We start from the raw sequence: 17,485 nt of genomic DNA, 5'->3' as shown, positions 1-17,485 counted from the left end.
AATTGGTGCTGCCACACACGAAGATCGTGGCATCCCCGGAGAACGTGGTGGAGCCGACCGTTTGATTGGCCGCGTCGGCGAGTGACGCCTTGATCCGTATGGCTCGAGCTATCGGGAGACACGCCCCTAGTCCTCCACGAAGGTCGCGGCATTCCGGCGCCGGCGATCCACGGTCACCGTGAACACATCGGGGCGGGCGTAATGACCGGTCGGATCGAAATTCTGCCGCTCCCTTGCCACTTCGGCCGGATCTATATCGGCGATGACGAGGCGCTCTTCGCCGACCACCGGTTCGATCAGCCAGCTGCCATTCGGGCCTGCGATGGCGGACCCACCGTCGTATCCCGCTGACTTGTCGAGCGCGAGAAGTTCGTCGCGGAATGGGAAATCGGTTGGCACGTCGGCATAGTCGAGCACGGCGCCGACGGCGAGCGAGTAGACCCGACCTTCCATGGCGACGAAACGGGTGATGTCTTTGGTGTTTCGGACCGAGCCCGGCCAGGTGGACACGTGCAGGGTCGCACCGTCGGCATACAGCGCGTGCCGAGCCTGCGGCATCCAGTTCTCCCAGCAGGACAATCCCCCGACGCGGAACTCACCCACGTCGTGCGCGCGCAGCCCATGCCCGTCGCCGATCCCCCAGACCATCCGTTCCTCGTGCGTCGGCATCAGCTTGCGGTGCGCGCTGACCACGCCACGGGTCGGGTCGATGGCGACCAGGGTGCAGTACACCGTGCCGCGCACCCGCTCGGTGATGCCGAGGTAACAGAACACGCCCAGGTCGGCGACCGCCTCGCGCACCGTCGCGAGATGTGTGCCGTCGAGGGTCACCGCCGCATCCAAATAGTAAGCGTAAGCGGCCTTTTGGGCCGGATTGTCGAACCGGGCACCGCCGGTCCTTGCTAGCCAGATCGGGTAGCCGGAGAGGAATGTCTCCGGGAAGGCGACAAGTTCCACCCCCGCCGCCGCGGCCTGCGTCAAGTAGTCGACAACGATCTTCGTCCCGGCCGTGGGGTCGAGCCAAGCAGGCCGCGCCTGCGCCGCAGCAATTCTCATGTTCCGACACTAACCACAGTGCCTGATGCACGACCGTTCAGGCGGCCGCTCATTCAATTGCCCTCGCCGATCTGCCCGTTCATCCAGTCGCCGAGCCACTGGATGGCGTTGCGTCCCGAATCATCGACCACCAGGGCGCCGTAGTTGATGTGCGCGTTCGAGGCGAAAAAGCTTGCGGCACTGAGCCCGTCGCGGATCAGGCCGAGCAGGTTGACGCCCCTGCTCGACGGCGCGGTCTTGGCGAGTGCGCCACTCAAGTCCTCGAGGTCGACGTGCTGGGTGTTGTTGCTGGTGAGCAGGCCGGTCGCGACCGTAGCCAACTCCAAGCCGACCGGCAGCAGACCGGAAAGCACGGCCGCCGCACCGGCCGGGTCGGGCGCCCGCCCGGGCGGCGGTGCCAATTTCTCCAGCACCGACCAGGCGATTTCCTGGATCTGGCCGACGAGGGTCGCCATCCGGATGACGTCGACGTTGGACAGGATCGCGGTCATCGACGTCGCGATCTGCACGTAGCCCTGCGAGTTCGGGACCGTCGACAGCACCTGTGCGACCGACTTCAGGTCGGCACTCGCGACCAGGTCGACCAGCGGTTTGAACTGGTTGTTCAGCGCACCGGCGATCTGATGGGCGCCCTGGGCATCCATCGCCGCGACCTTCTGCGGCAGCAGTGCGAGGTTGTCCAGTATCGCGCGGAAGTCCAGCGCGGTCACATTGCCGACGACATCGAGCGTCTGGTCAACCAGCACAGTGGGTTTCAACATTGCCAGGATCTTCGCGGCCGAGCCGAGCACGGCCGAGGGCAGGTCGGCCAGCGGCTCGACCTGACCGACCAGTGCGTCGATCTTGATCGTCAAGGTGGCTGCGTCGGGCGAATTCGCTTGGAGTGTGCGAATACCCCTGCTCAGCAGGCTGGTCGCGGTGTCGGCAATCGTGCTCACCGCCGTCGCGGCGCCGGTCAGGTCCGACTCCCCGACCTTGATCAGCACCTGGCCCGCGTTGTGCTCGGCCGATCCGGCCGGGGCGGCGGCCAATCGATCGGCGGCGCTGGAATCTTGCAGGCCCGCCAGCGTTTTGAGGGTGACCTCCAGCTTTGCGGCGGTGTCGCGAACGCGGGTCAGGTTGATGCCGCCCGGCGCGGACCGGCTGGTGGACAGCTCATCGACGGCGTTGGCCAAACCGGGGAGGTCGGCTTTGCTGACGTTCGAGGTCAAGGTCTTGGCCATGCTGGAATTGCCGAGGACCTTGCTCAGCAGCGAGCCGAGTTTCCCGAGTAACGGGTTGTCGCCCTTCTTGATCGAGCAATACAGGTCGCCGGGGTCGCAGATCGAGCTGACCCGGCCGGTGAGCTTGCCCATGCCTTGCGGGCGGGGATCGGCGATTCCCGAGCCTGCCGTGTGCGGGCCGATGGCGGTTTCGCCCTTGGTGCCCGCCGCCGGGTCGGCGATGAGGCCGACGGCCAGGACCCGGTCCGGCGGCACGGGGCCGCGGTCGTTGCCGATCTCGGCGGCGACGTCGCCGGCCGCGTCCGCGCCCTGGCTGTAGCCGGTGATGGTGAATTTCGCGGTGGGGCAACGGTTGTCGTAGTCGCGCAACGCTTTGCGGGCATTCACCAGCGCGGTGTTCTTGCTGTCCGCGTAGGTGTGGCCGTTGTCGAAGGCGCGGGCCATGTAGGGCGTGAAGTAGATGTCGGATTTGGGACCCTGCTGGCGCTGGATGGCCTCGGCGATCGGGCGGAGCATGCCGATCGGCTGCGCGGGGTCGGCGTTCTCGTTGGTCTCCCAGGTGCCGGGAATGAATAGGTTGAAGGTCTCCGCGCAGTCAGCCGGTGCCGCGTGCGCGATGGCCGGGGCGGCGACAGTGGCGGAAGCGACGGCCACCCCGATGGCCACTATTGTCGCCACCATGTAGCGATTGGACGAATGCGGGACTGACATCTGAACCTCACTACCGAGCTCGGTCGACCGCTCATCGCCGAACGGCAGAGTCGGCCGATTCGACCGGAGAACAACGAGGAAAGCCGACGATGCGATATCGCGCGGGGTTTCCTGAGCATCACGCGCGTATTCAGCGCGGCGTCCGTTGGCGCCGCGCTGAATAACGCGAATTACCGGTCAGGACACATTGCCGACCAGCAGGCTGAGAAGTTTGAGGGCCAATTTGGCCACATCCAGCCCGGTGCTGAGGGATCCGGTCGATGATCCGCCACCGCTGAGCGAATCGCCGGCATCGCTGGACCCGGAATCACTGGACCCGGTGCTCGCGGCAATGTAATGAACGGTGTCCATAACGCTGAGGAGAGTCGACATGTCTCAAACCGCCTGTCTTGTAACGGTATTACACCGAGCAGCACCTGAGCTCAGGTGCCGTGACTATGGGATGTTGGCAGCCACAAGATTCCCCTGGGATCCCCGCCGCGTCCAGACACTCAACTGGGGAAGTTGGTCCGTAGTAGGGCATTCGAAGCGAATGCGACTGGCAGACCGGCGGCTTTTCTGATCTCCCCACTCCGCACTGGGGATCTCCGGCAAGGATTTTCGCGTCGGCGGCCACAGACGGTCCATCCCTTGCAACGCCAGGCAACCCAGATTGCGAACTACGCAATATTTGTTGCGCCAGTTGCGGACCCGGATGTCGTGCGACATATTGACCCGAACGCGGAGAGATCCGCTGCGGACGTAAGGAGAAATCGGTGCGCAATGGTGAGCTCGGACGGCGAGGATTCCTCGGGATACTGGGTGGCGCGGGTATCGCGGTTACGACCGGAGCGGTGCGGCCCGCGATAGCGGGCGCGGCGAGCGGGACTCGCGCCTTCCTCGGTTCGTATACCTCCGGTGGCGCAGGCGGTTCCGGCATCAGCGTCGCCACCGTCGATCCCGGCACCGGTCGGCTGATCGTGGAAAGCACTGTCGACGTGGCCGATCCGTCCTTCTTGGCGTTGTCGCCGGACCGGCGCTACCTGTACGCGGTGAACGAAGGATCGGGCGCGGGCACGGCCACCGCGATCGATCTGCGGTCACCGCGACCGACGGTATTGAATACGGTTGCGGTGCAGGGCAATGCGCCCACTCACCTATGTGTCACCCCGGATGGCCGGTACGTTCTGACCGCGAACTACGAGTCGGGCAGCGTCAGCGTGCTCGACGTGGCCGGCGACGGACGACTCGGCGCGGTGGTCGATGTCGTCCAGCACACCGGCAGCGGACCGGATCCCGAGCGGCAGTCCGCACCGCACGCACACCAGGTGTCGATCGATCCGTCCGGACGATGGGTGCTGGTGGTGGATTTGGGCGTCGACTCGATCTACGTCTACCAGCTGGCCGGGGGCACGCTGAACCAGCACGCGCGGGTCGCGATGGCGCCGGGCAGCGGGCCACGGCACCTGACCTTCCACCCCGACGGCCGCACCGCGTTTCTGGCCAACGAGTTGAATTCCACGGTGACCGTGCTGGATTGGCAGGCCGATCGCGGCGAACTGCGCACCGGGCAGTCGCTGCCCGCGGATCTGAACGGCGGCGGCGATCGGAACTATCCGTCCGCGCCGGTGGTCGCCAAGGACGGCCGTTTCCTGTACCTCGCCAACCGTGGCCACGACAACGTCGCGACCTTCGCGATTGTCGGCGGGTTGCTGATGCCGGTGGGCAGCACGCCGTGTGGCGGAAAGTTCCCCCGCGATCTGACATCGAGTCCGGATGGTCGGCACCTCTACGCCGCCAATCAGAAGTCGAACGCGGTGACCGTGCTCGACCTCGATCCCACCACCGGTCTGCCTGCCGCGCCGTCGGCTCCGCTGAACGTACCGACGGTTACCTGCGTACTGTTCGAGTAGCGCGGTATCCAGCCCAGTTCCGCCCTCGCACAACACATTCCGAATCGCCGGACGATACGGGCCGCTCGGTCCCCAGTTGTGTGCCCAGTCGAGATGGACGGCCGGGTGTGGTTCTACTTGGTCATGAATCGCACCCATCGCAGTGCGGCCCGCGCCGCCGCCACCGCAGCGATCGCTGTCCACAGCCCGCCATCTCGACACCGGCACGGCGCCAGGTCCGAGTACGGCGCAGTGATCGACATGCGCAGGATCACGCATATCACGCTGGGTTTGCTGATCGTGGCAGGCAGCCTGGTCGCTACGCCTACCGCCTTGGCCGACGCGGACGCCGGACGGCTCGGCAACCTCAACAGCATCGCCGACGACGGCCTGACAACCACCCTGCGTTCCGGCGCGGCCGCGGTCCGGGTGAGCTTCCCCAACTCCGGCGTGGTGCGCGTGCAACTGGCTCCCGACGGCAAGTTCACCGACCCGGCCCGGGACAAGATCATGCTGCCGACCAAGTTCCCGCCCGCCGCCGCGCGACGGACCGACAAGGGCGACTACTGGGCGATCGCCACCTCCGGTGTCACCCTGCGCGCCTACAAATCGCCCCTGCGTTTCGCTCTCTACGACAGTGCCAACGCGCGGCAGATCTGGGCCGAGACCGCCCCGTTGTCCTGGACCAAGACCGCGACAACGCAGAGCCTCGGCCGGGGCAAGAACGAGCAGTTCTTCGGCGGCGGGGAGCAGAACGGGCGGTTCAGCCACCGCGACCAGACCATCAAGATCTTCGCCGACGACAACTGGAACGACGGCGGCGCACCGAACTCGCAACCTTTCTACCTGTCCAGCAACGGCTATGGCGTGCTGCGCAACACCTTCGCGCCGGGCAATTACGCCTTCACCGATCCGGCCCGCACCACCCACGAGGAACGCCGCTTCGATGCGGTCTACGTCGTAGGCAATGGCCCCAAGGCGGTGATCTCCGCCTATACCGGGCTGGTCGGCAGGCCGTTCCTGCCGCCGATCTACGGGCTGGAGATGGGCGACTCCGATTGCTATCTGCACAACGCCAACCGCGGTGAGCGGCACACTCTCGACGCGGTCGGCATTGCCGACGGGTATGTGCGCAATCAGATGCCGAACGGCTGGATGCTGGTCAACGACGGCTACGGCTGCGGGTACGAGAATCTGCCGCAGGTCGGCGAGGGCCTGCGCAAGGACAACATGCAGCTCGGGTTGTGGACCGAGAACGGGCTGCCGCATCAGGCCGAGGAGGTCAAAGCCGGTGTGCGAGTGCGCAAGCTGGACGTGGCCTGGGTCGGCCGCGGCTATCAGTTCGCGCTGGACGGCTGCGACAGCGCGCACCGCGGCATCGAAGACAACAGCGACGCTCGCGGATTCGTCTGGACTCCGGTGAGTTGGGCAGGCGCGCAACGTTGTGCGGTGCTGTGGAGTGGCGACCAGTCCGGCTCCTACGATTACATCCACTGGCAGATCCCCACCTACGCGGGTTCGACGATGTCGGGCATCGCCTACAACAGCGGCGACGTGGACGGAATCTTCGGCGGCAGCCCCCGGACGTACACGCGCGACCTGCAGTGGAAGGCGTTCCTGCCCACCATCATGTCGATGGACGGCTGGGCACCCAACGACAAGCAGCCGTGGCGCTACGGCGAGCCCTATACCTCGATCAACCGAAAGTACTTGCAGCTCAAGGAAAGACTGCTGCCCTACACCTATTCGTACTCGGTCGAGGCGAATCGCACCGGCGTCGGCCAGGTTCGGCCGCTCGCGCTGGAGTACCCGAACGATCCCGCGACGTGGGGCGACCAGGCTCGCTACGAATTCCTTTCCGGCAAGGACTTTCTCGTCGCTCCCGTGTACAACGACGCGGAAAAGCGCGACGGCATCTACCTGCCCGAGGGCACCTGGATCGACTACTGGAGCGGCCGCTCCTGGACCGGACCAACCACGGTGAACGATTATCGCGCTCCGCTGGACACGCTGCCGCTGTTCGTGCGCGCGGGCGCGGTGGTGCCGATGTGGGCGGAGGGCACCCAGTCGTGGCAGACCCGCGACAAGAGCGTGCTTGATCTCGATGTCTACCCACAGGCCGCGGGCAACTTCACGCTGGTCGAGGACGACGGGGTGACCCGCGGCTATCAGCGCGGCGAACAAGCTTCGCAGAACTTCGCCGTGCGCGCACCGCAGTCCGGTTCGGTCGAGGTGACCATCGGCGCCAGCACGGGCTCGTATCCGGGTAAGCCCGCCGATCGTCGCTACCAACTCACGGTGCACACCGCTTCGGCCCCGAAGACCGTGCAGACCGCGGCAGGTACGCTGACGCAACGGTCCAGCCGGGCCGACTTCGATCGCGCGCCCAACGGCTGGTGGTTCGATCCGGCGGATCGCGGCGGCGTCGTGCACGTCAAAACCGATCCGATCGCCGCGGCGAACAGTCAGGCGGTGACGCTGCGCTGATTATCGGAGGGTGCGGGTTGGGAGTGAGGGTGGTTAACTCCTCCTCGGACTGTGGTGCTCGAAGGGAGTAGGGGTAGGCGTGGTACAGCTCGGAGTGAACGAGTCGTTCGCGGACTACCTCATCGAGGGTGTGCTCGGCCGGGGCGGGATGGGCACCGTGTATTTGGCGCAGCATCCGCGGCTACCGCGCCGGGTCGCCCTCAAGCTGCTCAACCGGGAGGTCTCCGCGGATCCGGAATTGCGGCGGCGGTTCGAGCAGGAGGCCAATGTTGTTGCGCGGCTGGATCATCCGGGCATCGTCGGCATTCACGACCGGGGCACCCACGACGGGCACCTGTGGATCGCCATGCAATATATCCACGGGTCCGACGCCGCCCGGCTGAATCCGCGGGACGTGCCGATCGACCGCGCCTTGCGCATCGTCGCCGAAACCGGCGCCGCGCTCGATTACGCGCACAGCCGTGGGGTGCTGCACCGCGATATCAAACCGGCCAACATCCTGTTGTCGTCGCCGGACACGGGTCGGGCCGAACGCGCGGTGCTGACCGATTTCGGCATCGCTCGCCTGCTCGACTCGAACACCCAGCTGACCGTGAGTGGGACGTTCAACGCCACCCTCGCGTACGCCTCGCCCGAACAGCTCTCCGGCGAGGCGGTCGATCACCGTTCGGATCAGTACTCGCTCGCCTGCACCCTGTTCACGCTGCTTGCGGGGCACGCGCCGTTCGCGGCGACCAATCCGGGACAGGTCGTCGCCGGGCATATCAGCAAGCCGGTGCCGCGACTCAGTTCCGTTCGGCCCGACGCACCGCCCGCGCTGGACGAGGTGATCGCCAAGGCGATGGCCAAGCGGCCCGGCGAGCGTTTCGGCAGCTGCCGAGAGTTCACCTCGGTGGCGTGGGATTCGCTGCACGGCCGAGCGGCTCCGGCGCGAATAACGCCGCCGCCCGGCCGGATAGCGCCGACGGCGGTGAATCAGAACGGTCAGAGTCGGCCGAGCGCACCGACTCCGACAGCGGTCGCCAAGCCCACTCCGGCACCGGCCGCGAAGCCCACTCCGACGTCGGTCGCCAAGCACACTCAGCCACCGGCCGCGAAGCCCACTCCGGCACCAGCTGTCCAGTCCACTTCGGCGCAGCCCGCACCCCGGCCGGTACCGGCGAGCGGCCGCGGCAGCGCGATGGGTGCCTGCGTGCTCGCGTTTCTGCTCGGTTGCGTGGCCGCGCTGGTCGTGCTGAACCCGCGGGTGCGGGTCATCCGCGCGCTCGTCGAGTTTCGCGACCCGCACATCGCGCCCTATGCCGCGGCGGGTGTCGCGGCCGCGGGCGCGGCGGTGCTGTTGTTCTGCGGCGCGTTAATGCTGTTGGCCCGCAGGCGGTTCGGTCGGGTATTGGTGGTGCTGGGAAGTCTGGGCTATCTGGCGAGCCTGGTTCCCGTGCGGTTCAAATACGACAGCCCGAATGGCACGACCGGGTGGACGATGGCCATGGGGCTGGCGTTGCTGTTGCTGACGCTGATATTCACCCTGTCCCCACCGACGGCCCGCTGGTTGCGGGCCCGCCGGTAAGGCCCTATTCGGGAAGCTGGTCGGCCAGGGCGTTGCGCATCACGTATTCCACGCCGGGGTCACCGGGCAGCGTCCAGTGCGGGCCGACGAAATAACCGGCCGCGTCCTTGTCGCCCTTCGCGAGATACTGCATCCACGCCAGCGTGAGTGGCGCGAACGGATTGTGCGCCGGGTCGTCCATGGGGGTGATGTGCGTGCCGCCCCTGACGCACGCGAGATAGGCCGGAACCGTTATGGCAGTGTGGTATTGGGTCCACATCGGGTAGTACCAATGCCAAACGAGGCCGTCGTTACAGCCGGTGAGGTAAAGGGTCGGCACGGTGAGCAGGATGCCAAGTGCCAGCGCGCTCGGCTCGGTAGGCACCGCGCCGATAACCCGCACGTCCGGATCGATGAGGTGCCAGGCGTCGGGCGGCAGGCTCGCATTGAGCTGAGTCGCTCCGCCGCCACCGGAGTGTCCGGCGAAGATGACGCGACTCAGATCCACCTTGCCGAACATCGGGCTTTCCGGATTCTTGTTGGCATTCGACAAAGCCTGTACGCCACCGAGACCCATTTCGGGGGTCGAATTGACCAGGTCGTACGGCATCGCGATCACGTATCCGTAGCTGGCCCAGAAGCGCGCGCTGGCGTCGTAATACCCGGGTTCCTGGCCGGTGCCCGGCGAGTAGACGAGCACCGGAAGCCGATCCATGTTCGCGATGTCCTTCGGGTAGTAGAAGGTGACACCGATCGGTGAATCCGTTCCCGACGGAAATATATTGGTGCATTGCAGTTCCGACTGATTTCCCCAGAATCGCCAGGTGTTGTTGATGGTCGACCCGTACGGCGAGGAATCGCAGCTGTGCGTCGCGGTGGTTTGCGCCGTCTCGTAGGGGCCGAGTTCGGCATACCGGCTGAGTGGGACATCGCCTGGCGCGAAACCATCTTCGGCCACCGCGGCAGGCGCGGCACCGATCGCGAGACCTGCCAGAACGGTGGCCGCGAGAAAAACAGCACCTAGTGAGCGGCCGGTTTTTATCGACCAACCCCTACCGAGTCGTTCGGTACGCAACTCTCACCTCTCGTTTCCAAAGAATGTAAACAAGGGAATGCGACTCGACGGTCGCGGAATCGAGATCACTGTGAGGTAAATTCACCGGGCAGTCAAGCAAACACGCGGAAAGTAGTTCGCCGGACCACGATAAAGCCACGGTGTCCGCCCACATTTCCGAATTTCGCTATCGCCTCCTCGAGCAACTGTCCCAGTAGTTTCCGGGCAGGAACGGGTGAATCACCCTTGCTTGTCGAGAGATTCCAGCTCGCTCCGCAGTTCGACGACCTCGGCGGCGAGTTCGTCGCGCAGCTGTTCGCGTTCCAGCAGGCTGGCGCGCATGCTGTCGATGGTGTCGTTCATGGCGGCCAGCTTCAGGTCGGCGCCGGACAGGCGCCATTCGATGACGCCGCGGCGGTCGACGTCCTCGCTGGCCTTGCTGACCCACGCGACGACGTAGTCGAGCCAGTCCGGCTGCTTGGGCATCTCCTCGGTGGCGTCCCAGCCGCGCCGGGCCGCCGTCTTCGCGGAGAGCACCCGCTCACCGGCGAGCCCGTCGGCCGGCGCGTTCATCTGCACGTGACTGAGCTTTCCGGCGGTCGTCACGACCGCGGTCAAGCGGTAGCGCCCGGCGAGATGCATTTTGAGTTCGGCCGCACCACGTCCGTCGGCATCCATCGCGCCGAGCCACGGACCGTCCGCCGCGTTGATGATCGACTCCAGCATGCCGAGCTGCCCGGCCGCGCGGCGCACCCGGTTCGCGTGCGCGCGTAGTTCGTCCGGCGTGGCGGTCATCTGGTCCCAGTGCATCGCACCTACTTCCTCGTCGACCGGCTCCCAGCGATTAGGAACTGCTACGAACGTACATTCGTCGCTCGGCCAACCGTGGGACATGTGCGGCGTCGGCCGCTCGGAGCACCTGTGCGGACGGGTGACCGGCCAGCCCTTGACTTGGAGTGCACTCCAGGTCGTAGCGTAGAGCCTCTGAGTTGCCGACATACGAGGGGATCGTTTTCATGGAACTCGGCTTTCATATTCCGATATTCGATATCGACGGTGGCACGACGGCGATCGCCGGTGAGCTGGCCAGGGTGGGTGCCGCGGCGGAGGCGTCCGGCGCGACCTGGCTGTCCTTCATGGACCACTACTTCCAGATCGAGCCGACCGGGCTGCCCGCCGAGTCGAACATGCTCGAGGGCTACACCACGCTCGGCTTCCTGGCCGCGCATACCTCGAATATCGAACTCGGCCTGCTCGTCACGGGTGTGACCTATCGGCACCCCGGCCTGCTCGCCAAGATCGTCACCACCCTCGATGTGCTCTCCGGCGGCCGGGCCACGCTCGGCATCGGTGCGGCGTGGTTCGAGCGCGAGCACCTCGGGCTGGGCGTGCCGTACCCGCCGATCGCCGAACGATTCGAGCGGCTGGAAGAGGCATTGCGGATCTGTCTGCAGATGTGGGATCCGGCGAACAACGGACCGTTCGAGGGCAAGCATTATCAGCTCGCCGAGACGCTCTGCGCGCCCCAGCCGATCAACCGTCCCAAGGTACTCATCGGCGGCAGCGGCGAGCGCAAGACGCTGCGGCTGGTCGCGCAGTACGGCGACGCGTGCAACCTCTTCGGCAGCGCGCCAGCGGATGTCGAGCACAAGCTGGACGTGCTGCGACGGCACTGCGACGACGTCGGCCGGAATTACGACGACCTCCGGATCACCATCATGGCCAACAATCCGCGGCCGACCCCGGCTACCCGCGACGAATTCGTCCGGACGATGGCCGATTACGCGAAGCTCGGCGTGCACGCCGTCATCATCAGCCCGACCACCGGATCACCCGCCGCGTGGATCGACAGCATGGCCCCGGCGGTGCCGCAGCTCGCCGAACTCGGCTGACGCTCAGAAGGGGTAGGTCGCGGGGCGGTGCCGCATGGTGATCCACCGGGTTTCGGTGAACGCCTCGAGGTTCGCCGCGGTACCGCCGAATCGGCTGCCGGTGCCCGAGGCGCCGAAGCCACCGAACGGGGCGACGGCTTCATCGCCGACGGTCTGGTCGTTGATATGCACTATCCCCGTGGGGATTCGGTCGGCGAGGGCCAGACCCCGCGCCGCGTCGGCGGTGACGATGCCGAGGCTGAGCGCATATTCGTCGTCGGCCGCGAGGCGCACCGCCTCGTCCGCGGTGCGGAACGAGAGGACGGGTGCGACCGGGCCGAACACCTCCTGGGCGTAGGCGGGCATCGTCGCCGAGACCCCGGCGAGCACGGTGGGGCGGTAGAACAGGTCGCGGTAGCTGCCGCCCGCCACCAGGCGGGCGCCCGCGTCGACCGTCGACGTGACGAGGTGATGGATCTTGTCGCGCTGGCCCGCGTCGATGACCGGGCCGAGCGCGACCTGTTCGGTGGCCGGGTCGCCGACCGGGAGCGCGTCGGCCTTGGCGGCGAGTAGGGCGAGGTAGTCGTCGACGAGGCTTTCGTGCACCAGATGGCGGCCGGTCGCCATGCAGATCTGGCCACTGTGCAGAAAGGAACCGAACGCGCCCAAGCCGGCCGCGGCGGCGAGGTCGGCGTCGTCAAGCACGATCAACGCTGAATTGCCGCCGAGTTCCAGATGCGCCCGCTTCAGGTGGCGCGCGGCCAGTTCACCGACCCGGCGACCGACCGCCGTAGAACCGGTGAACGAGAGGACGGGGACGAGCGGATCGGTGACCAACGCCTCGCCGATATCCGCACCACCCGGCAGCACCTGCAGCACGCCATCGGGCAGCCCGGCGGCTTCGAACACCCGGGCCAGCGCCACTCCCCCGGACACGGCGGTGCGCGAATCGGGTTTGAGGACAACGGCATTGCCGAGGGCGAGGGCGGGCGCGACGGAACGGATGGACAGGATGAGCGGGTAGTTGAACGGCGCGATCACCCCGACCACGCCGACCGGCACCCGGCGGGTCATGGAGAGGCGGTCGTATTCGGTGGGCAACAGCACGCCCATCGGCGTCGAGGCCAGCGCGGCCGCTTCGAAGCATTCCTGCGCCGCCGCATCGGTTTCCACGGTCGCCTTGGCGGGGACCGATCCTGTTTCGCGGACCAGCCAGTGCTGTATGTCGGAGGCGTACTGCTGGAACAGATCTCCGGCTCGGCGCAAGACGGCGGCGCGTTCATGGAACGGCTGGGCGGCCCAGTCTCGTTGGCTCGCAACGGCGGATCGGGTCGCGGCAGACAGGTCGTCGATACCGGCAATGCCGAGGCGGCCGATCTCGGCGCCGGTGGCCGGTTCGATGACCGGTGCGGTGCTGGCCGCATCGCGCCATCCGTCGCGAAAGATCTTGCCTGCCCACGTCGTCGGCTCGAGCAGGTCTGATGGAGTTGGCATGAATCGACCACCTCGACGTCGGAAGGTTCTCGTTCGGGTGCGGTTTCCGCACTCCCGCCCCAGTGTCCTTCCAAATGTCGGCCTGCCGGTCCGAACCGACGATCATGGCGCTTTCGGTATATAACGGGCGATCGCCGAACAAGGTTGGCAGTCAACCCTGTTCGGCGATCGAGTAGGAATAGCCGACCGGCTAGAATCCACCGGCGAGTGCGCCGAGGCCATCGCCGAGACCGCCGAGTCCACCCAAAGCGTCACCCGCACCGGCGAGTCCGCCTAAGGCGTCGCCGGCATCGCCGAGTCCGCCGAACGCGTCTCCGGCGCCGCCGAGGCCGCCGAGGAGGTCGCCGAGACCGCCGAAGTCGTCACCGCCGCCGGTGAGGGCTCCGAGACCGTCGGCCGAGTCGCCGCCGCCGTCCCCGAACCAATCGAAGCCGTCGGCGGACGCATCGCCCGCATCGCCGTAAGCGGAGGAATCGCCTGCGTCGTCGGAGAAGATGTCACTCCAGGAATCCTCGGGCGAACCGGCTGTGTCGTCGGCAGATTCGTCCGACCCGTCGCCCGACGAGTCCTCGGACCAATCGCCTCCGTCCGCCGAGGAATCGTCGGAACCCTCACCCCAGGGGTCCTCCGCTGAATCACCTCCGTCATCTGCGGACTCGTCCGAACCCTCACTCGACGGGTCTTCGGACGAATCACCCTCACCGTCCGAAGACTCGTCCGAACCGTCACCCGAGGGGTCCTCGGACGAATCACCTGCACCGTCCGAAGACTCGTCGGAGCCGTCGCCGGAAGGATCGTCGGACGAATCGTCCTCGCCCTCCGAGGGGACTTGCGAGCCGTCATCCGAAGGGTCCTCGGTGGATTCGTCGCCGCCGGGCTTGTCCTTGTCGTCGCCAGGCTTGTCTTTGTCTCCGTCGCCGCCGGGCTTGTCTTTGTCGCCGCCGCCGGGCTTGTCCTTGTCACCGCCGCCGGGCTTGTCCTTGTCACCGCCGCCGGGCTTGTCCTTGTCACCATCAGAGGGCTTGTCCTTGTCTCCCCCGGACGGCTTGTCCTTGTCTTTCTTCTTGTCCTTGTCCTTGTCCTTGTCTTTATCTTTGTCCTTGTCGGAGCCGTTGCTCGCGCCGAAATCCTGTGTCCAGTAGGCGGTGCCGTCGCCGCTCTTGGCGTAGCCGACACCGATGTCCTTGAGTCCGCAGTTCAGGATGTTCGCGCGGTGGCCTTCGCTGTTCATCCACGCGTCGACCACCTCGGACGCACTGGTCTGCCCCTCGGCGATGTTCTCGGCCCAGGTCTGCGCCTTGTAGCCCGCCGCGCTGATCCGGTCGCCCGGATCACCTTTCGACGAGTTGTGGTCCAGATTGCCGCTGGCCGCCATGTCCTTGGTGTGGGCCTGCGCGGCTTCGGTGAGATGCTCTTCGGATTTCAAAGCAGAGCAGCCGGCTTTGGTGCGTGCAGCGTTGGTCAGGCTGATCACCTCATCGGCGGGCGAATCGGGGCCCGCCGAGGCCGAAGGAGCTCCAGCAAAAGTCGCAGCGAAAGCTGATACTCCGAAAGCGGTCGACAATGTGAGCATTGTTCCCGGCGAAAGTTTCCGCGGTGCACTGTGCTTACCCATGAAATGCCTTCTTGTTGCTGGTTGGCGGCCGTGCGGCGCTCGAAATCAGAGAGCGCTGCCGGAGAGCAGGCCGAGCAGGGGCGCGAGGCCACCCGCCGCCTTGCTGCCGGTCGCGGCGCTGCCCGCGGCCGCCGTGCTGCCGGTGCCGAGCGCCTTGGCCAGCGGCGCGACGGCGGCACTGCCGGTGTTCAGGCTCTTCGCCAAACCGGTGAGCGTGGCACTGCCGCTGTTCAGCAGCTCCAGCGGGTCGGCCGCAGGCTTGTCCGCCGCGGGCTTGCCCTTCGGCTTGGCGCCGGGCTTCTTCTTCTTGGGCGGCGCCACATTTCGGCTGTGGTGGCCCTGCCCGTTCGCGGCGAGTACCCGCTTCGCCTTGGCGGGCGCCGGCGCCACGTGGTCGCTCGCGTCGGCGACGGTGGTCGTCGTTTCCGCGACGGCCTGTCCCGCTCCGCTGTGCGCCGAGACGCCGAGGCCGATCAGGGTGGCCGTCGACAGAATTGCCAATCGGGCCGGGATCTGGTTTTTGCTAGGTGCGCTGTGCTTACCCATGAGACGCTTCTTTCGGAGTTGGTCGATCGCGTGTCGGATCGCCTGTCCCCCAAAGGCACAGGCTCGGTGCTGCCGAGTCGAGCTGCATGTCGGGACCTACCGATCACCGTTGGTCGGGTGGCCTAGCTCGCCGGTGCCACCAAATTGTTGATCCCGCGTTCGAGGTTAGAACTCGGCGCGGCAACCCACGAGTTGTAGGCCGAATTCTAAAATCGAGTTGAGGGCTGATTAACAGCGACACAGGCGATCACGGTCCGATCACGCCCCGATCACATCGGATCACGAACGACCTCGATGACATGCTGCCGACCGCCCGGCTGGGCGACGGACCAAGCCGCGCTCGGGCGTGGTGTGCATGCTGCCGCGCGTCCTTCGGCACGACACAGCGCAGCCCGGCGATCAGGGACGCTGATCTGCCGGGCTGTGGTGGCTGGCAACAGTTACCGGAACGGCGGCTCGTTGAAGGTGCGCAGCTTGCGCGAATGCAGCCGATCCCCCTCGGCGCGCAACAGTTCCACCGCACGGATGCCGATCTGCAGGTGCTCGGAGATGGCCCCTTCGTAGAAGCGGTTGGCCTGGCCGGGCAGTTTTATTTCGCCGTGCAGCGGCTTATCCGAGACGCACAGCAAAGTGCCGTAGGGCACCCGGAAGCGATATCCCTGCGCGGCGATCGTGGCGCTTTCCATATCGATGGCGACCGCGCGACTCAGGTTGAAACGCAAGGCCGACGCGGAGTAGCGCAGTTCCCAGTTCCGGTCGTCGGTGGTCACCACGGTGCCGGTGCGCAAGCGCTGCTTCACCGCTTCGCCGGGCATGCCGCTGACAATCTTGGTGGCGTCGTACAGCGCCCGCTGCACCTCGGCGATGCTGGGGATCGGAATGTCCGGCGGCAGTACCGAATCCAGCACGTGGTCGTCGCGCAGATACGCGTGGGCGAGCACATAGTCGCCGATCGCCTGGCTCTCCCGCAGGCCACCGCAGTGGCCGATCATCAGCCACGCGTGCGGGCGCAGCACCGCCAGGTGATCGCAGATGGTTTTCGCGTTCGACGGCCCGACGCCGATGTTCACCAGGGTGATGCCGCGTCGATCGGCGGACCTCAGATGCCAGGCAGGCATCTGGTGTTTCTTCCAGGCGAGATCCGAAGCTGTTGCCGCGCCGAGGGTTTCGGCGGTGACCACGGTGCCGCCCGGACAGGAGAGGCCATCGTAGGGGCTGTCGGGGTCGGCGATCTGCTCGCAGGCCCAGCGCACGAATTCGTCGACGTACCGCGTGTAGTTGGTGAACAGCACGAAGGGCTGGAAATGGTCCACCGGCGTTCCGGTGTAATGCTGCAGTCGGGCCAGCGAGAAATCGGTGCGCAGCGCGTCGAAATGACTGAGCGGAAAGGTGTCGATGGCATTGAAGATGCCGTCGGCGGTCTCGTCGCCGATGCTGGCCAGATCGGTGGTCGGGAAATACCGGGCCATCACCGCGGCCATCGAGCTGTCCAGCGTGAGATCGGCGCGATCGATCACGTAGGGAAACGGGATCTCCTGCCGGGACGGCGATACCTCGATGCGCACCTCGTAGTCGCGCTCGATCATCTCGAGTTGTTCGGTCAGGTAGTGGCGCAGCAGGTCCGGGCGGGTGATCGTGGTGGCATAACTGCCCGGCCTGGTGAATCGTCCCCACGCGCGGGAGCGGTTCTTCGGCGGTGCGGCGCCGTCCCAGCTGATGCGCAGTTCGGGATAGACGAACAGGCCCGCGTCGCGGGTTGCCTCGTCGGGCACCGTGCCGTTCTCGACGAAGGCCCGGATCGCCTCGCGCAACGCGTCGACGGACCGCTGATAGCGCGTTTCCAGCTGATCCAGTGCCTCGGCGCTGGTCAACGAACTGGCTAGTGGCCGATTCGGCATAAGTCTCCCTGCGTCGCGTTCGGAAAGTTGTCGCAAGGACACCGTATTTCACCGGGCCTACCCGGCTGCGGCTCGCACGCGAGATGTTCGCCGTACCGGGCGCAAAGTTTCAT

13 protein-coding genes are annotated in these 17,485 nt (G+C 66.3%); 4 read left to right on the top strand and 9 right to left on the bottom strand.

Annotated elements, in window-relative coordinates:
• Window positions 1–126: 126 nt before the first annotated feature.
• The 3 genes from ACIA8C_RS05485 to ACIA8C_RS05475 all read right to left on the bottom strand — a co-directional run bounded on the left by ACIA8C_RS05485 (window position 127) and on the right by ACIA8C_RS05475 (window position 3,341).
• Entirely contained in the window at window positions 127–1,056 is a 930-nt protein-coding gene (locus ACIA8C_RS05485; protein WP_397131171.1) for a carbon-nitrogen hydrolase family protein, read from the bottom strand.
• A gap of 53 nt (window positions 1,057–1,109) precedes the next feature.
• Window positions 1,110–2,960: a cutinase family protein gene (locus ACIA8C_RS05480; RefSeq protein WP_397131169.1), complete on the bottom strand. Its 1,851-nt coding sequence runs from the start codon at window positions 2,958–2,960 to the stop codon at window positions 1,110–1,112.
• Window positions 2,961–3,167: 207 nt separating this feature from the next.
• Window positions 3,168–3,341 carry a hypothetical protein gene (locus ACIA8C_RS05475; RefSeq protein WP_396993171.1) on the bottom strand — a complete coding sequence of 58 codons (174 nt, stop codon included), beginning with the start codon at window positions 3,339–3,341 and terminating at the stop codon, window positions 3,168–3,170.
• A 404-nt stretch (window positions 3,342–3,745) separates the two neighbouring features.
• Between ACIA8C_RS05475 and ACIA8C_RS05470 the strand changes: the two genes are divergently transcribed.
• The 3 genes from ACIA8C_RS05470 (at window position 3,746) to ACIA8C_RS05460 (ending at window position 8,915) form a co-directional block, all read left to right on the top strand.
• The gene (locus tag ACIA8C_RS05470; protein WP_397131167.1) at window positions 3,746–4,882 is read left to right on the top strand and encodes a lactonase family protein; all 1,137 of its coding nucleotides are present in this window, start codon (window positions 3,746–3,748) and stop codon (window positions 4,880–4,882) included.
• 123 nt (window positions 4,883–5,005) lie between these two features.
• Window positions 5,006–7,348 carry a TIM-barrel domain-containing protein gene (locus ACIA8C_RS05465; protein ID WP_397131165.1) on the top strand — a complete coding sequence of 781 codons (2,343 nt, stop codon included), beginning with the start codon at window positions 5,006–5,008 and terminating at the stop codon, window positions 7,346–7,348.
• A gap of 79 nt (window positions 7,349–7,427) precedes the next feature.
• Window positions 7,428–8,915 (top strand): protein kinase, encoded by a 1,488-nt coding sequence (locus ACIA8C_RS05460; RefSeq protein ID WP_397131163.1) that lies wholly within the window; start codon window positions 7,428–7,430, stop codon window positions 8,913–8,915.
• Between the two features lie 4 nt (window positions 8,916–8,919).
• Here the strand turns inward: ACIA8C_RS05460 and ACIA8C_RS05455 are convergent, their stop codons facing one another.
• Window positions 8,920–9,969 (bottom strand): alpha/beta hydrolase, encoded by a 1,050-nt coding sequence (locus tag ACIA8C_RS05455; protein WP_397131161.1) that lies wholly within the window; start codon window positions 9,967–9,969, stop codon window positions 8,920–8,922.
• A 219-nt stretch (window positions 9,970–10,188) separates the two neighbouring features.
• A complete protein-coding gene (locus ACIA8C_RS05450; RefSeq protein ID WP_397131159.1) occupies window positions 10,189–10,758 on the bottom strand; it encodes a hypothetical protein in 570 nt (189 codons plus the stop codon).
• A 206-nt stretch (window positions 10,759–10,964) separates the two neighbouring features.
• On the opposite strand from ACIA8C_RS05450, the gene ACIA8C_RS05445 reads away from it, so the two are divergent.
• Window positions 10,965–11,840: an LLM class F420-dependent oxidoreductase gene (locus tag ACIA8C_RS05445; protein ID WP_397131157.1), complete on the top strand. Its 876-nt coding sequence runs from the start codon at window positions 10,965–10,967 to the stop codon at window positions 11,838–11,840.
• Window positions 11,841–11,843: 3 nt separating this feature from the next.
• Here the strand turns inward: ACIA8C_RS05445 and ACIA8C_RS05440 are convergent, their stop codons facing one another.
• The 4 genes from ACIA8C_RS05440 to ACIA8C_RS05425 form a co-directional block, all read right to left on the bottom strand.
• Window positions 11,844–13,313 carry an aldehyde dehydrogenase family protein gene (locus ACIA8C_RS05440; RefSeq protein WP_397131155.1) on the bottom strand — a complete coding sequence of 490 codons (1,470 nt, stop codon included), beginning with the start codon at window positions 13,311–13,313 and terminating at the stop codon, window positions 11,844–11,846.
• A 190-nt stretch (window positions 13,314–13,503) separates the two neighbouring features.
• Window positions 13,504–14,886, bottom strand: coding sequence for a CAP domain-containing protein (locus ACIA8C_RS05435; RefSeq protein WP_397131816.1), 1,383 nt, complete (start codon window positions 14,884–14,886; stop codon window positions 13,504–13,506).
• A gap of 87 nt (window positions 14,887–14,973) precedes the next feature.
• The gene (locus ACIA8C_RS05430) at window positions 14,974–15,474 is read right to left on the bottom strand and encodes a hypothetical protein (protein WP_397131153.1); all 501 of its coding nucleotides are present in this window, start codon (window positions 15,472–15,474) and stop codon (window positions 14,974–14,976) included.
• Between the two features lie 440 nt (window positions 15,475–15,914).
• Window positions 15,915–17,372 carry an AMP nucleosidase gene (locus ACIA8C_RS05425; RefSeq protein ID WP_397131151.1) on the bottom strand — a complete coding sequence of 486 codons (1,458 nt, stop codon included), beginning with the start codon at window positions 17,370–17,372 and terminating at the stop codon, window positions 15,915–15,917.
• Window positions 17,373–17,485 lie beyond the last annotated feature (113 nt).

Origin of the sequence: Nocardia sp. NPDC051321 (assembly GCF_044455225.1) — a bacterium.
In the GTDB taxonomy this organism is placed as follows: Bacteria; Actinomycetota; Actinomycetes; order Mycobacteriales; family Mycobacteriaceae; genus Nocardia.
Note: the sequence above shows the minus strand (reverse complement) of the source record. Positions and strands in the feature narration are given on the sequence as shown.

Excerpts from the sequence above, each read along its gene's own strand:
- ACIA8C_RS05485 (WP_397131171.1), bottom strand. The coding sequence starts at position 1,056 with ATGAGAATTGCTGCGGCGCAGGCGCGGCCTGCTTGGCTCGACCCCACG.
- ACIA8C_RS05440 (WP_397131155.1), bottom strand. The coding sequence starts at position 13,313 with ATGCCAACTCCATCAGACCTGCTCGAGCCGACGACGTGGGCAGGCAAG.
- ACIA8C_RS05430 (WP_397131153.1), bottom strand. The coding sequence starts at position 15,474 with ATGGGTAAGCACAGCGCACCTAGCAAAAACCAGATCCCGGCCCGATTG.
- ACIA8C_RS05445 (WP_397131157.1), top strand. The coding sequence starts at position 10,965 with ATGGAACTCGGCTTTCATATTCCGATATTCGATATCGACGGTGGCACG.
- ACIA8C_RS05465 (WP_397131165.1), top strand. The coding sequence starts at position 5,006 with ATGAATCGCACCCATCGCAGTGCGGCCCGCGCCGCCGCCACCGCAGCG.
- ACIA8C_RS05480 (WP_397131169.1), bottom strand. The coding sequence starts at position 2,960 with ATGGTGGCGACAATAGTGGCCATCGGGGTGGCCGTCGCTTCCGCCACT.
- ACIA8C_RS05425 (WP_397131151.1), bottom strand. The coding sequence starts at position 17,372 with ATGCCGAATCGGCCACTAGCCAGTTCGTTGACCAGCGCCGAGGCACTG.
- ACIA8C_RS05435 (WP_397131816.1), bottom strand. The coding sequence starts at position 14,886 with ATGCTCACATTGTCGACCGCTTTCGGAGTATCAGCTTTCGCTGCGACT.
- ACIA8C_RS05475 (WP_396993171.1), bottom strand. The coding sequence starts at position 3,341 with ATGGACACCGTTCATTACATTGCCGCGAGCACCGGGTCCAGTGATTCC.
- ACIA8C_RS05450 (WP_397131159.1), bottom strand. The coding sequence starts at position 10,758 with ATGCACTGGGACCAGATGACCGCCACGCCGGACGAACTACGCGCGCAC.